General features: G+C 46.7%; 16 protein-coding genes and 1 tRNA gene. 7 read left to right on the top strand and 10 right to left on the bottom strand.

What is annotated here, in order from left to right:
* Nucleotides 1–2: 2 nt before the first annotated feature.
* The 3 genes from TA_RS01660 to TA_RS01650 all read left to right on the top strand — a co-directional run bounded on the left by TA_RS01660 (nucleotide 3) and on the right by TA_RS01650 (nucleotide 1,107).
* Nucleotides 3–665 (top strand): endonuclease III domain-containing protein, encoded by a 663-nt coding sequence (locus TA_RS01660; RefSeq protein ID WP_010900750.1) that lies wholly within the window; start codon nucleotides 3–5, stop codon nucleotides 663–665.
* Nucleotides 652–966: a winged helix-turn-helix transcriptional regulator gene (locus TA_RS01655; RefSeq protein ID WP_010900749.1), complete on the top strand. Its 315-nt coding sequence runs from the start codon at nucleotides 652–654 to the stop codon at nucleotides 964–966. Before TA_RS01660 ends, TA_RS01655 begins: the two co-directional genes overlap by 14 nt.
* Nucleotides 967–1,032: 66 nt before the next feature.
* A tRNA-Ile gene (locus tag TA_RS01650) sits at nucleotides 1,033–1,107 on the top strand.
* On the opposite strand, the gene TA_RS08345 is transcribed toward TA_RS01650, so the two are convergent.
* Nucleotides 1,099–1,233 (bottom strand): hypothetical protein, encoded by a 135-nt coding sequence (locus tag TA_RS08345; protein ID WP_277770750.1) that lies wholly within the window; start codon nucleotides 1,231–1,233, stop codon nucleotides 1,099–1,101. The genes TA_RS01650 and TA_RS08345 overlap by 9 nt on opposite strands.
* Before the next feature lie 218 nt (nucleotides 1,234–1,451).
* Nucleotides 1,452–1,781, bottom strand: coding sequence for a G1 family glutamic endopeptidase (locus tag TA_RS01645; RefSeq protein ID WP_010900748.1), 330 nt, complete (start codon nucleotides 1,779–1,781; stop codon nucleotides 1,452–1,454).
* A gap of 225 nt (nucleotides 1,782–2,006) precedes the next feature.
* Between TA_RS01645 and TA_RS01640 the strand changes: the two genes are divergently transcribed.
* On the top strand, nucleotides 2,007–3,047 hold the full coding sequence (locus TA_RS01640) for a DNA methyltransferase (RefSeq protein WP_010900747.1): 1,041 nt from the start codon (nucleotides 2,007–2,009) through the stop codon (nucleotides 3,045–3,047).
* On the opposite strand, the gene TA_RS01635 is transcribed toward TA_RS01640, so the two are convergent.
* The gene (locus tag TA_RS01635) at nucleotides 3,044–3,550 is read right to left on the bottom strand and encodes a DUF2250 domain-containing protein (protein WP_010900746.1); all 507 of its coding nucleotides are present in this window, start codon (nucleotides 3,548–3,550) and stop codon (nucleotides 3,044–3,046) included. The genes TA_RS01640 and TA_RS01635 overlap by 4 nt on opposite strands.
* Nucleotides 3,551–3,556: 6 nt before the next feature.
* Nucleotides 3,557–5,338: a PINc/VapC family ATPase gene (locus TA_RS01630; RefSeq protein WP_010900745.1), complete on the bottom strand. Its 1,782-nt coding sequence runs from the start codon at nucleotides 5,336–5,338 to the stop codon at nucleotides 3,557–3,559.
* A 48-nt stretch (nucleotides 5,339–5,386) separates the two neighbouring features.
* Between TA_RS01630 and TA_RS01625 the strand changes: the two genes are divergently transcribed.
* A complete protein-coding gene (locus TA_RS01625) occupies nucleotides 5,387–6,097 on the top strand; it encodes an asparagine synthase C-terminal domain-containing protein (protein WP_010900744.1) in 711 nt (236 codons plus the stop codon).
* Nucleotides 6,098–6,133: 36 nt separating this feature from the next.
* Here TA_RS01625 and TA_RS01620 read toward each other — a convergent pair whose 3' ends face one another.
* From TA_RS01620 to purC, 6 genes are all read right to left on the bottom strand, one after another.
* Nucleotides 6,134–6,817 (bottom strand): hypothetical protein, encoded by a 684-nt coding sequence (locus tag TA_RS01620; RefSeq protein WP_010900743.1) that lies wholly within the window; start codon nucleotides 6,815–6,817, stop codon nucleotides 6,134–6,136.
* Nucleotides 6,818–6,825: 8 nt separating this feature from the next.
* Entirely contained in the window at nucleotides 6,826–7,476 is a 651-nt protein-coding gene (locus tag TA_RS01615) for a triose-phosphate isomerase (RefSeq protein WP_010900742.1), read from the bottom strand.
* Between the two features lie 39 nt (nucleotides 7,477–7,515).
* Nucleotides 7,516–7,989: a deoxycytidylate deaminase gene (locus TA_RS01610; RefSeq protein ID WP_048162252.1), complete on the bottom strand. Its 474-nt coding sequence runs from the start codon at nucleotides 7,987–7,989 to the stop codon at nucleotides 7,516–7,518.
* A 144-nt stretch (nucleotides 7,990–8,133) separates the two neighbouring features.
* Nucleotides 8,134–9,060, bottom strand: a complete 927-nt coding sequence (locus tag TA_RS01605; protein ID WP_010900740.1) for a ferrochelatase — start codon at nucleotides 9,058–9,060, stop codon at nucleotides 8,134–8,136.
* Entirely contained in the window at nucleotides 9,057–10,058 is a 1,002-nt protein-coding gene (gene hemE, locus TA_RS01600) for a uroporphyrinogen decarboxylase (protein ID WP_010900739.1), read from the bottom strand. Before hemE ends, TA_RS01605 begins: the two co-directional genes overlap by 4 nt.
* 25 nt (nucleotides 10,059–10,083) lie before the next feature.
* Nucleotides 10,084–10,968 carry a phosphoribosylaminoimidazolesuccinocarboxamide synthase gene (purC, locus tag TA_RS01595; RefSeq protein ID WP_048161525.1) on the bottom strand — a complete coding sequence of 295 codons (885 nt, stop codon included), beginning with the start codon at nucleotides 10,966–10,968 and terminating at the stop codon, nucleotides 10,084–10,086.
* 509 nt (nucleotides 10,969–11,477) lie between these two features.
* Between purC and TA_RS01590 the strand changes: the two genes are divergently transcribed.
* Together TA_RS01590 and TA_RS01585 are read left to right on the top strand one after the other, a co-directional pair.
* A complete protein-coding gene (locus tag TA_RS01590) occupies nucleotides 11,478–12,896 on the top strand; it encodes a hypothetical protein (protein ID WP_048161523.1) in 1,419 nt (472 codons plus the stop codon).
* Between the two features lie 43 nt (nucleotides 12,897–12,939).
* Entirely contained in the window at nucleotides 12,940–13,224 is a 285-nt protein-coding gene (locus TA_RS01585) for a hypothetical protein (RefSeq protein ID WP_010900736.1), read from the top strand.
* The last annotated feature ends 33 nt before the right edge of the window (nucleotides 13,225–13,257 follow it).

Genomic DNA, 13,257 nt, shown 5'->3' with positions numbered 1-13,257 from the left:
TCATGCGTATATACAGCACTGTATACGATGATCTTTTTCGCGTATATGGTGACCTTCACTGGTGGCCAGCAGATTCAAAGGACGAGGTGGTCATAGGCGCAGTGCTCACCCAGAACACCTCATGGAAAAATGTGGAAAAGGCCATCGAAAGGCTAAGGGAGAAGGGCCTGAACAGCCTCGCTGCGATATCGAAATGCGATGTGAAGGATCTTGCTGAAACCATCCGACCGTCCGGTTTCTACAATCAGAAGGCGGAGCGCCTCATCGCCCTGTCCAAAGCCCTTATGGAACGTTTCGGTGGAATTGACAGTATCCATGATCTGGAGACGGCTGTATCATTCTTTTCCCCCATAAAGGGCATCGGACAGGAGACTCTGGATTCGATCTTACTCTACGCGCTGGATCTTCCCGTATTCGTCATGGATAAATACACTGCCAGATTTCTCGATAGATGCTATGGAATAAGGGGCGGCGATATCAAAAAGGATGTCGAAGGCGAGATAAAAGATGTTGAACGCCTGAAGAATTTGCATGCAATGATCGTACAGATTTCAAAGGATCACTGCAAAAAGGTACCAGAATGTGATGGATGCCCTTTAAATACGAAATGCGAATATTATGGGCGTGAAAGGCGACAGAACGCTTTCCTGCATGATAAAGACTGATAGGGGAGAGATCTGCATAGATCCAGCGGAGCCCATTCTGCACATAATAGGAAAGAAATACGCCATCTTCATCGTATCTGTGCTGGGAAACGATAACACAAGAAAGAACTTCAATGACCTGATGAGAGCCGTCCCTGGAATAAGCAGCACGATGCTCTCCGCGAGGCTTCATGAAATGAACGAATGTGGCCTTATAGAGAGACATGAAGGCGATATCGTAACCTACGAACTCACGGAACGCGGCAGGGAGATTCGGAAGAGGATGCTTCCACTTATCGAATATCTTGCGGATGCTGATTAAATTGAATTAGGTTAATGCGATAGAACAGAGAAAAAATATTATGCGTGGAACAAATTACGGAGCTGCGGGGTTGTAGCTTAGACAGGCTATAGCACTCGGCTGATAACCGAGAGGTCACCGGTTCGAATCCGGTCAACCCCATCTGTGTGAGCTACTCCTCAGCTGAAGCTTTGGATCTTCTTCCTGATTCAACGACACGCGACTAATACCTTCATAATTCTGGTATCCCGTCGGCGGTATCTCCACAGGCGTGAATTCGGACCGCACCAGCCCTACTTTTCGATGCCTGCATAGGCATTATAAACTCCTCTATTGGGCGAAGTCTGTGTATCCCATCGCTGAAGATCGGAGTTTTACTGCTTCACATAAACTTCTAACTTTCTTATAAACTCGCCTGGGCCGTTATATGTTACGCTTGCATAGACATAATCACCGGCATTAGTTGTGAAGCTGGCATAAACTGGAGCAGCATGATAGAACTCGTATCAGACCTTGTAAACTGTCTTTGAATTATGTCCGTATCCGCTCGGCTCTCCCAATATGCCTGTCCGCTCCGCCGTGTTGTCATTGTAGCCGTCTATACCGACCCAGAAAGCGGCATAGGAATTTCCAGAGGTGTCCGTATTGGGTATGATCAGCGACATCGTTACGTTGTGAGCGCTGCCATCGCTGGGAACTACAGCGTGTCCGGCCCAGTTGAGCGATTCCGAGGTTCCCATCGATACACTGTGATCGAAAGCGTAGAATGAATTAGCATCCACATAGCTCAGGACGGGCGAGAACGATATGACCATGGCGAGCGAAACAATTGCCATTATGATCTTCTTTTTACCATAATTGATATGATTGTATTTAATAAATAAATCTTTTATTATGAAAAATGTATCCGTTTGTACTAAATGTTAATTGCACCCGAAGTGTATTATAATTAGGTTTTCTAAATGACCTGATGCCATTGCGAACATTCTCATCTATTGCATTGGCCGGTGCCACATCGTTCATACGGAAAAATTAAAACCCGAAACATGCTGATGTGATCGATGGTCGATGTGCAGATATCCCTAGGCGCGATAGAGAAGGCTATAGACGGAATAAAATCGGCTCCGGACATGGATACAGTTCGCAAGGTGACAGGCAGCCTTCGTTCAACGGTGGGAAATGGAATCGATGGTGGAGAAAGCGTAACTGTAAATGCCGATGCCTTCTACCAGATAATCGACAAAATTGAGAGATCGCGCACAACGGAACGCGCCATCCATTATGCAGATGAAATTTATAGGATGGCCTTCAGGCCAAGGAAGCTTCCATACAGCGATATGGATCTATCAAGATGGAGGGAGTATGGAGACGTCATAACGGACAGCCTGTGGATCTTCAAGGAGAGGGACTACAGTGGGTCAAAGCTTGGATGGTACTGGGGAAATTTTGTGCCACAGATACCAAGGCAGATGATGATGAGGTACACAAAGAGGAACGAATGGGTAATAGATCCCTTCAGCGGCAGCGGCACCACTCTCATAGAGGCGAAGAAACTCGGAAGAAATGCCATCGGTATTGAGATAAATCCTGAAGTCAGCAGGAGATCGTCTGAGATCATTCGCAAGATTCGAGGCGATGGGCTTGCGCGCATATATACGGAAAATTCAATGACGGTCGATATTAAACATCTTATGGATGAGAATGGCATAGATCGATTCAGCATGGCGATACTCCATCCACCCTACCATGACATAATAAAGTTTTCCGATGACCCGGGCGATCTGTCCAATGCGAGAAGCGTGGATGATTTTCTAGTCATGCTGTCAAGGGTGGTTAAAAACATCGCTGATCACCTCGAAGACGGAAGATTCATGGCCATGGTGATCGGAGACAAATACAGGAAAGGGGAATGGATACCGCTTGGCTTCTACGCGATGCAGGCAGTAATGAATATCAGCTTCAGGCTGAAGAGCACCATCGTGAAGAACTTTGAGTTCACGAGGGGAAAAGCCGGATCGGAAGCACTCTGGCGCTATCGTGCCCTATCGGGCGGATTCTATGTATTCAAGCATGAATACATATTCCTGTTCCAGAAAACCTAATTTCTGTCTTCGCAGTGCAGGATCTGCATCCTTCTTGCAGTATCGAATACTTCCCTTCCGAGATCGGTCAGATCATAGCATTTATCTATGAGGCCCATGCGGAGGAGCGAACTGCATGCCTCGGGATTTTCCTTTCTTTCCTTCCTGCTACACAGCATCTGCAGATCCGCAGACTTCAAATGATGAACGTATAATTTTGGTGTGATCTCCTTAAGAACCGCTTCGGCCTTTTTGTTTATCTGGTAATAGGTGTGATGCTTATGCACCTCCGCGCTCTTCTTCAGCTTGGCCTCGGTTCTCTTTATTGATGTGTTTGTATAATAATCCAGGAGACCAAGATCCTTGAGCCGCTTCAGATATTCACGCACCCTCATCTGCGGGATCTCCGTGTATCTTGTAATATTTTTTGCGTAATCGACGTGCGCTATTGTGAAATGCTTTAACACACGCAGCATATCGTAGTCGTTTATGAGCTCATCTATCTCCTTCTCGTACTCCGACATCTACGATCAATCAATTGAATAGAATATATCTCCGCCGTTCTTTATGTGGTTGTATATCGCATTCCCTATCTCGGTGCTCAGCTTTATCCTCACGATGCCCTTTGATGATGACAGAGCCTGCAGGATCGGCACCTCGCCCAGGTATATGCGCACATGCTTGTTTGGGTGGCCAACATCAATGTATATTATCTTATTCTTTATCTCCACACCTGCTTTCTGCCTTTCAGCGTTGGAACCGGATTCCTCCACATCTATCTTTATTCCAAGCTTCTTCTCTATCTCGGTTATGTTCTTGCCGCTACGCCCTATGAGCTTTGGTATGTATTTCGGATCCACCCTTACGATCGCCCTGCTATCCCCGACCATCTTTACCTCAACATCATCACTCCTGATCATCCGCTTTATGTAGTCCTCTATTCTGTCAACTGCGAGCTTTGAGATTGAAGACTCCTTCCTTTCCTTTACTGGAACGACGACAACCTGCTCTCCGAAGCTGTATATCTCGTAGAGATCCTTCCCGGATATGAGATCGGAGACGACGATGACTGGCCTTGCGAGATCTTCCTGTGTCATGCCGTATGGTATTTTGACTGTGTACTGCGTGCTCAGCACCTGCGCCACCTGCCCATTGTTTATATAGATTATAGTATCTATTATCTGCGGTATCAGTCCCAGCTCTATTCTGCCAATGAATCTCTGCAGAGCATCTATCGCCCTGGTCGCATGGACTACGCCGACCATTCCCACGCCGGCCAACCTTAGATCCGCGTATACCTTGAAATCGTTTGTAACACGCATCTCATCGAATATCGTGTAGTCGGGCCTTACGAGAAGAAGTATGTCGCCCGTCATCTCCATGGAACCCTCCAGCTCAGTATACTGCGTTATCTCCTTCGATACATCCAGGTCTCTGGGCCTTTCCATGGTCTTTACTATCTTTCCACGTGCATTGAAGAACTCGGCCAGTGCCTGCACGAACGTGCTCTTACCGGCACCTGGCGCACCTGCAACCAGTATTCCACTGGCAGAACTTTCCAGCCTCTCCTTTATTTTATCGTCAAGATCGTAGTAATCAATGCCCAGCTTGACGACTGGGCGAACAGCTGTTATTTCAATATCGTCGGAAAAGGGCGGTCTCGTAATAACTATCCTGATATTCTTGAGCTGTACCACCGTAGCACCCTGGGCGTCCATCTCGATAAATGAGTCCGCCTCCAGCTTTCCCCTCTTCACTATGTTGCTAGCTATATTCTCAAGATCGGATCGATTGAGTATATAATCAAGCCTGCGGTATTTGATGCTCCCTGGCTTCCCATCCTTCAGAACTGGATTGGTGCCAGCTTTCAGGTGCACGCTCATGGTAGTATCCTCAAAGAACTCCTCTATGTTCTTCACAACCTTTTCCGGCGGCGGCAGATAGTCCACATTTATACCCTTGATTATAGCCACATCCCGCTGTATATTGTCGCCTGTCACGAGCATTGCATCATACTGAAGCGCGACGCTCCTGATCATCTCATCTATCTCACCGCTTTTCGCCCGCTTTATCTGCCACTCTCTTGGACGTTCACCGACAATCTCAATCGTTATCTTGCCTTCCTTCTCCAGCGATCGCAATTTTTTGAGCTCTTCAAGTGCTGCAAAGCCTATTGCGCGGCCTTCATTGGCCTGGTGCTCCACTTCAGAGAGCATTGCCTCTGGCAGTATCACGTTTGCATCTTCCTTATCCTGGATGTACTGCGTGAAGCGGCCGTCAACTATGACCGATGTGTCTGGAACGTAATTCACGTTGCTACATTATAGGAAACTATATAACTATGTCCATAATTTGCACACGTGGATTACGGCGAAGCCATTGCAATCATCCGTGATGTTCTGAAGGCCAATGTCCCAGCGCATGGTTCCATAGCCTTCTCAGGCGGCCTGGACAGCACAGTGCTGATGCACATATCAGGTTACAGGCTTTCTGCTTATACGGCAGGATTTGCCGATTCGCACGATATCGCCAGGGCAGATGCGGTATCCAACGTGTTGGGATTTCATGTTAACCATATTCTCCTTGAAAAAATTGATCTTATGCAGCATATTCGCCTTTTGAAGGATATCGATGGCACGATAACCAAACAGGAGACAGGCTATGAGCTAATACTTTCCGTAGTCCTTTCCACTGCGGATGGCGGAGAAGTCGTGACAGGGCAGGGAGCAGACGAAATCTTCTACGGTTACAGAAGGACGATAGAATCCATGAATAACGTTGAACAGATGAAGAAACTTTTCGAAAGGACGCTGCCCAGGGAAAAACGAATCGCTGCACACTATGGAAAGGAATTGATAACACCCTATCTAGACAGCCACATCATTGATATTGCCAGATCCTTCGGTCCGGATCACCATATAAGGAATGGTGCTGGAAAGGCCATGATCAGGGATGTTGCACGATCCCTGGGGCTTCCAGAATCCATATACAGCTACGGCAAAAAGGCCGCACAGTATGGATCGGGCATAGACCGATACCTGAAGAAAGAAAAGTACTTTTCAATCATCTAGCGTTTTCGGAACTTAGATGCAAAAAATGCCAAGTTTTCATTCTGCATACAGCGTATACGATACCTCGGATGTCAGATTTGAACCATTTACAGTGGTGCTTCCATAGACCTGAACGTAGTATGTCGATCCATAGTGTACGTCTGTGAGGTTGAAATAGAGATAGTTGTCATTGAGATGGGACGGTATTACAGCTGGCGCATATGAAGACTGATATGCCATCACCTTGTATGAAACTACGCCGGAGTATGCAAACATGTAAACGCGAAGGCTTACAGTTCCACTGGTTGCGCTTCCAAATGGTATGTTGTAAACGCCATTTTTCTCAACGATCGATGTCCATACATTGTTGCTGTACATCTGCAGATTGGCTATCTCAGGCCCTGAGACATGATTAAGAGGTGGATTGAGCACCAGTATCCAGAATACAAGCCATGTGAGCAGAAATTCGCCAACTAGCAGTATACGGTGAGACGTCTTCTTGGATACTTGAACGCCCAGACCTTTCAGGATGTATTCTGAGAACAGAAGGACAACGAGAATGAGTATTAGTGAAAGGTACCAATAACCTATGAGCTGAAAATAACCGGATATGGAACCAACTATGGCCCCTATTATGAATATAATCACTATTGATTTTGCCCTCTCCTTCTCATCAAAGAGAAACTTTCGTTCATCGAATTCTGGTATCTTGACTAGGGGCTCTTCATTATCCTTTGGCATCCAGTCCTCTATTTTAACTCTATTAATGAATTTAACGATTTTGTAGGGTCTGCCGATTTTACTACCCCGCTTGCTACCAGTATGCCCCTAGCGCCCAGGCCTATGGATCGCCTCACATCCTCGCCGGTCTTTATTCCTGCTCCAACCAGAACCGATGTGCCTGTACCTTCGTATATCTTCACAATGTCTTCTATGATCTCCGGTTTTGCCGTTGATACGGAAACATCCCCGCCGATCAGATCCCTTGGCTCGTAGGCTATGAAATCCGGCTCATATTCCCTGAAATATTTGGCTTCCTCCGCATTCTCCACACACAGAACTATGGTGAAGTCTAACTTACTGGCCTTCTTAAGAGTGTTTATTATCGTATCCCTGGGCAGCCGCCTCTCAGAGTGGTTGAGTATCGATCCAGTTATGCCCAGATCGATCATCATATCCATCGGTACATGGCCCGTGTATGCTCCATACGGCTCAGCATCAACGTGCTGCGCAAAGAACCTGAACTTTCCGCATTTGGCAGCCTTTTCAAGATCAAGCAACGATGGAGAAAATATCAGTTCAAATTTTCCTTGAACAGGCTCGAACTTTTCCATGAAGCGCGTGAAATTTGCACCAGTCGCTTCCCTGTAGGTCTTCAGGTTGACTATGGCTGTGTACATCGCATGGTAATGCTTTGCGCATATTAGTGTGATCCGTCTTCAGTCCTCGCCCTCCAGATAGTAGAATTCACCTATCATGGCTTTAACTTCCTGTTCTGGAAGCGTGAACTTTCTGACCTTCACATCGCTCTCAAGGAGCATAAGTTCCGCCAGTTCATCCGGATATCCTTCGGCGTACACGATCTCCTTTATCTGTGCGTTCATTATCATCTTGGAACAGACTACGCAGGGATGCGTTGTAACGTATATTGTAGAATCCTTTATGCTGACGCCATGGACTGCAGCCTGTATTATTGCATTCTGTTCAGCATGCAGTCCGCGGCACAGTTCGTGCCTCTCGCCTGACGGGACCTTTAAATCCTCGCGTATACAGCCAACTACATCGCAGTGTGCTGTACCACTTGGAGGCCCATTGTATCCTGTAGCGAGAACGTTCCTGTCTTTGACTATCACCGCACCAACCTTCCTTCTTATGCAATTGGTCCTCGAAGCTGCCAGATAGGCCATCCTCATGAAATACTCATCCCAGGTTGGCCTTCTTACGATCTGCACGCTTTGTTAGCCAAATACAGAATATAAATATTGTGTGAGTATTTTGCGGATCGAAGAGCAGTGATTCTCCATTTCGATCATAACGTTGATTTAGGGGATGCTGTTTCACCTGCCGTTATCGGTATCCGCAATACGGGGCTGGCCGATGATGCTGCCGTTAATCTTCTCTCCACTGAGATGCGTTATTGCAGACCTGGCTGCGCGTTCTATCATATTGACCATCATGGCAGAATCGTTCGGCATACGCACCCTACGATAGTGCATGCCCTTTGCCTCAACGGCCTTTCTGAACTCATAATCCAGATCGTACAGTATTTCCAGGTGATCGTATAGGAATGATATCGGGATGACTGTGATTTTGCTCGCATCGATCCTGTTGAGGACATCGTATATGCTCGGGCCAAGCCATCCCAGATGGCCACCCTGAAACCCAAAGTCTGATCTCGATAGGCCCAGTATCTGCGATATCTTGTATGTTGAATAGCGGAGCCAGAACAGGTAATCCTCTTCCCTGTCAGGTGCAGGAAGGCTATGCGCATCGAACAGGTAGAAGGAATCTTCGGATGCATCTTCCGATATGATGTTCGCCCACATGGGCAGAAAGAGATCGCTATTTGCAAGACCGTTCACAAACTCAAGGCGCGGCGAAAAACCGTACCTCCTGAGGGCCGATTCGAGAGGATTCAGATACGAATCCTTCACGTTCTGAGAATAGAACGAGAAGAGTGGTATCGCTACTATGTTATCGTATGATCCGAGGCCTTTGACGGCCTCCTCAATGGATGGATTCCAGTGCTTGTAGGCCAGGATAACGTCCATATCATCGCCGATCTTTTCATGAAGCTTCCGCGCGATGCTTTCGATTATACGGTTGGACGGGGATCTACCACCGAACATCTCGTACTTTCTGAGATTCTCTTCCCTGACACTTTCAGGTACTGGTTTTCCGTTGAATATGTTTTTGAGATACTCGTCAAGATCCTCGATCCTCTCGGGGCTGCCATAGGAAAGCAGAAGAAGAGCAGATTTCATAGATTCACGCTATGCACGTATTCAACCAACCGTTTTAGCTTTTCTGGATCTGTACTTGGCAGCAGGCCATGCCCGGTATTGAATATGTAGCGATCTCTTCCAGAAGCGGCTTCCACTATTTTCGATGCCTCATGCAGCGCGTAATCGTAGTTGACAATCGCTGGATCGAGATTGCCCTGGATTCCCTTTTCATCTGGGATTTCAGCCGAAAATCTTTTCATGTCTATGCGCCAGTCTATTGAATAGAAATCTGCCGGTAGATCCATATCGGCAACGTAGGATGAGGTCATCGTGCTGAAGTATATGGTCGGAATGCTTCCTGACAATTCCTGCAAGATGTCATATACGTAGGGCTTCACGAAATGTTCGTATTCGCCAGGTGAGAGATAACCTGCCCAGCTGTCGAAGATCTGGAATGCATCAACACCAGCGCTTATCTGCATCCTGGCGAATTCAATGATCATATCTGTGAGTCTTGTCATCACAGCCTGATATGCCTTTTCCTCCGTAATCATCATTCTCTTGACCCTGAAAAGATCCCGGTCCACACCATCTGATATTATATAAGAAAGGAGAGTTACAGGGCCGCCGGCGAAACCTATCAGAGGATCCGCATACCTCTCCCTGTATTTCGATATTGCTTTCAGGACAGGGTGGCTGAAAGAAGATGGATCAAATTCCTCTACCGCAGAAATACCTGATTTCTCAATGTTATTCTCAACCACTGGCCCCACAGAATCTAGGAACCTGACCCTGAGCCCCATACCACTGAGCGGCGTCGTTATATCCGCGAAAATTATCGCAGCATCTACACCTATCCTATCAACCGGATCATGCGTTACGTCCACTATGACGTCCGGCGATGACATCATCTCCTCTATGCCCATCCTCTGCCTATACTTCATATAGGACGGAAGATACCTTCCAGCCTGCCTCATAAACCAGACTGGTATCCGATCGTGATCATAACCCTTGATGGCCTTCCTGAAGGGATCCATCGGTATATTCCTCCGCGGCCTTAAATTACCATTTCTGGCCAGTTATGCGTTCGTACATTGTTTTGTACAGGTCAGAAACTTTTCTGGCCATGTCCTCCGGCAGCGGGGGAATATCTGGCTCTGGCATGCCTCTGGATCTGGCCTCGTAAAGGCGATCATGGTATCCTGTGGATCTGTAATACTGCCTCACCATCTCCTTGCTCAGCTCAACTATCCGCCCTGCATCGTATTCCTTCTTCTCCCAGAATCGGTCTTCATCAGCCGTACCGAATGTATCCACTATTATCGGCTCTCTTTCCTTACCCAGTGCAACCTCCTTCTTTCCGTCGGCGTGTATAAGGCCGCGCTTGCCCACTTCCTGTTCCATCATCTCGTCTATCTTCAGTATCGTTTCCCTTATTTCAGCGTACTCTTCCCTTGTGAGACCGGATATCTCAAGCGCCTCGTCAATGTCAAGCAGCCTGTCCGTTTTTTCCCTCTTGGTGGTAACCTCGAATACCGGTGATGGCAATTTCTCACCGTAATCCGGAAAATGATTTAACCCTATGTCCGCTGGCTTTGTACTCCCGGCTTTGAGCCTGTCATATAGAGAACCTGCAACATAGTGCCTCGTTATGAATTCAAGAGGTATCACATAGCCGGATGATCCCGGAGAAACTTTTTCCGGAACATCGTATTTTCTTACGCGCATGGTCCTGTTATCAATCATCTCTATGAAGTGGTTCTTTATCCCCCTTTCTCCGATATACCTGAACCAGAAGGATGATGTCCTGCAGAGAGATTCTCCTTTGTTTTCTATCTCCGTGGGTATTATCTTATCGAACACAGAAATCCTGTTCGAGAACCTGAAAACCAGCGTATCTCCATCATCGTAAACATCCTTGACTTTACCCTTTGCAATGATCTTCATAGACAAGTATTGTTTCTTAATATAGTAATTATTTGTGGTGTTGTGCAAACCAAGCACCATCTGAGAAGATCACAAAATTGCAAAGATACTTTGATTTATGGCCGAATTCGCAACGATCAGCACAGTATACAATCTTTATAATTAAGTCAGGTGTTTTGGCAAATCTGAAAAATTGCGATCTTCAGATAGATGATATACGGCTTTTCACAATAGAAAAAGCTACAACCCTTATGTGGAAGTTGAAAAAGTAATGTTAGGTAGATTCAGAAATTACGCTGGTTCAGACATGACTCATTGAGATCCTGACTCGTGATGGTATTGGCTACGTACAGTTGAATAAGAAAGCTTCGGTGCTTCAACATAACAGTAGCTGACAATGGATGGCATACCGTTTTGTCAATAAATGGCATCAGGCAGATCCCTCATAGAATTAGATTTGCGCATAATTTGCGATAGATTTGCATATAATCTTGAAAAATCGGTTAATATCCGTTGCAGATGTTTTATCCATGAAACCAGTAATGGTTGCTCTGATAGTTTCAATCGTTCTGGTGGTTGTCTTTGCCGGCGCGTTCGGTTATGCCGATTATACGAACGCAAAGACAAACGCAAACTATCAGAACGCTGTGAACACAGCAAATGGATTCAAGCCAAACGCCGTCCTGGGAGCAGCGTTTGAACACTGGGACTACATTGCTATAGAAAACACGACGCTTGTGGCCAGCCAGTATCTCCCAAATGCAACGCTAAAGTGGATAGGCGGCCCACTCAGTGGGACATACACAGGGATAAGCAAAATAAATGCAACATGGAATAAATTCTTCGGCCTATGGTCTGCGGTCTGGCTTTACACGGTCAACCCGCCTGTGGCATCCGTGTCTGGAAACACCGCGCAGGTGACGGCGCCAGTTCAGTTTGTTCTCACACCGTACGGCGTTAACAACACTGTTGATTACATCAACGTCTCGTATACGCTGAACTTCATGAAGTCTGGAACTTCATACTACATATACAGCGAAGTATGGCACATAACCGGAACCGGTGTCGTAGCGCAGATACCGCAGCAGGTACAGGCACAGGAGGTTGAAGCTGCAGCGTTTGAACACTGGGACTACATAGCGATAGAGAATTCAAGCCTGCTAATGCCAGAATACGCGTCTAACGCAACTCTGGACTGGATAGGTGGCCCATTGACCGGGACATATAGCGGAGTGTCGAGCATAATATCCACATGGGATAAGTTCTTCAATCTCTGGTCAGCAGTGTGGTTCTACACCATTGCGCCCCCGACCGTATCGGTCAGTGGAAGGACGGCCGTTGTCACTTCAGAGAATCAGTTCATAGTTACACCAACGGCCCAAAATAATACCGTCGAATACCTGAACATAAGCTATTCGCTCACGTACTATCGCATATCCGGCATGTACATGATAACGCATGAAGTCTGGCACATAACCGGCACGGGATACATATCCACGAACGAGATGAAAGATGAGTACAACCAGGTCCAGGCCATGGCCTTCAGCCACTGGAACAATATAGCGATTGAGAATCTCACGCTTGTAATGCAGCAGTACGCTCCTGATGCTGTGCTGCACTGGATAAATGGATCGCTGAATGGCACTTACAGGAACTACAGCGCAATAAATACCACATGGGACAAATTCTTTGGTGCCTGGATAGCTGTGTGGTTCTACTCTGAGAATCCGCCAGTGATAACGGTGAAGGGGGACATGGCCTACGTCAACGCCACAGTTCAGTTCGTGCTCCAGAAGAATAGCACCACGTTCGATTACATCAACGTTTCCTATGAAATCGTGTACCAGAACATGGGATTCAACGTGAAGACGGGGCAGTTCCAATACCAGATAGTCTATGAAGTGTTCAACATACTTGGAGGATCGCCAAAGCCACTTTCCGAGGTCTGAATTCACTAACTTTTTTATATTTTTTATAATAAGGTGATCTGTAATGGGTATATTCTGGATGACCAACATCATAATTGTCGCGTTGGAAGCCGTATTCCTTGGCATAATACTTTATTTCTACATAGGCATAGTGAGAAAGGCCGGAGGCAAATTCGTTGCTCCCATGATAGCCTTTTCATCGCTGTTCCTAGTTCAGTCCATACTGTCCGCGTATTTTTACTATGATTTTTCCCATTTCGCGGGATACAGGATAGCCGTTCCGCTCATAGCCGTGAATTCACTTGGGTTGGTATCATTCATAATGCTGTTCTTCACGATGAGGCAGTGACACACCGAATTACGGCAATCGCCGTCTTGTTAT

This window comes from Thermoplasma acidophilum DSM 1728 (assembly GCF_000195915.1).
In the GTDB taxonomy this organism is placed as follows: domain Archaea; phylum Thermoplasmatota; class Thermoplasmata; order Thermoplasmatales; family Thermoplasmataceae; genus Thermoplasma; species Thermoplasma acidophilum.
The sequence above is the reverse complement of the archived record's forward strand: the minus strand, read 5'-3'. Positions and strand labels throughout refer to the sequence as shown.

What these genes read in the sequence shown, in the direction of transcription:
- TA_RS01660 (WP_010900750.1), top strand. Translation starts at nt 3, where the DNA reads ATGCGTATATACAGCACTGTATACGATGATCTTTTTCGCGTATATGGT.
- TA_RS01655 (WP_010900749.1), top strand. Translation starts at nt 652, where the DNA reads ATGATAAAGACTGATAGGGGAGAGATCTGCATAGATCCAGCGGAGCCC.
- TA_RS01645 (WP_010900748.1), bottom strand. Translation starts at nt 1,781, where the DNA reads ATGGCAATTGTTTCGCTCGCCATGGTCATATCGTTCTCGCCCGTCCTG.
- TA_RS01640 (WP_010900747.1), top strand. Translation starts at nt 2,007, where the DNA reads ATGGTCGATGTGCAGATATCCCTAGGCGCGATAGAGAAGGCTATAGAC.
- TA_RS01635 (WP_010900746.1), bottom strand. Translation starts at nt 3,550, where the DNA reads ATGTCGGAGTACGAGAAGGAGATAGATGAGCTCATAAACGACTACGAT.
- TA_RS01620 (WP_010900743.1), bottom strand. Translation starts at nt 6,817, where the DNA reads ATGCCAAAGGATAATGAAGAGCCCCTAGTCAAGATACCAGAATTCGAT.
- TA_RS01615 (WP_010900742.1), bottom strand. Translation starts at nt 7,476, where the DNA reads ATGTACACAGCCATAGTCAACCTGAAGACCTACAGGGAAGCGACTGGT.
- TA_RS01610 (WP_048162252.1), bottom strand. Translation starts at nt 7,989, where the DNA reads ATGAGGATGGCCTATCTGGCAGCTTCGAGGACCAATTGCATAAGAAGG.
- TA_RS01605 (WP_010900740.1), bottom strand. Translation starts at nt 9,060, where the DNA reads ATGAAATCTGCTCTTCTTCTGCTTTCCTATGGCAGCCCCGAGAGGATC.
- hemE (WP_010900739.1), bottom strand. Translation starts at nt 10,058, where the DNA reads ATGGATCCCTTCAGGAAGGCCATCAAGGGTTATGATCACGATCGGATA.
- purC (WP_048161525.1), bottom strand. Translation starts at nt 10,968, where the DNA reads ATGAAGATCATTGCAAAGGGTAAAGTCAAGGATGTTTACGATGATGGA.
- TA_RS01590 (WP_048161523.1), top strand. Translation starts at nt 11,478, where the DNA reads ATGAAACCAGTAATGGTTGCTCTGATAGTTTCAATCGTTCTGGTGGTT.
- TA_RS01585 (WP_010900736.1), top strand. Translation starts at nt 12,940, where the DNA reads ATGGGTATATTCTGGATGACCAACATCATAATTGTCGCGTTGGAAGCC.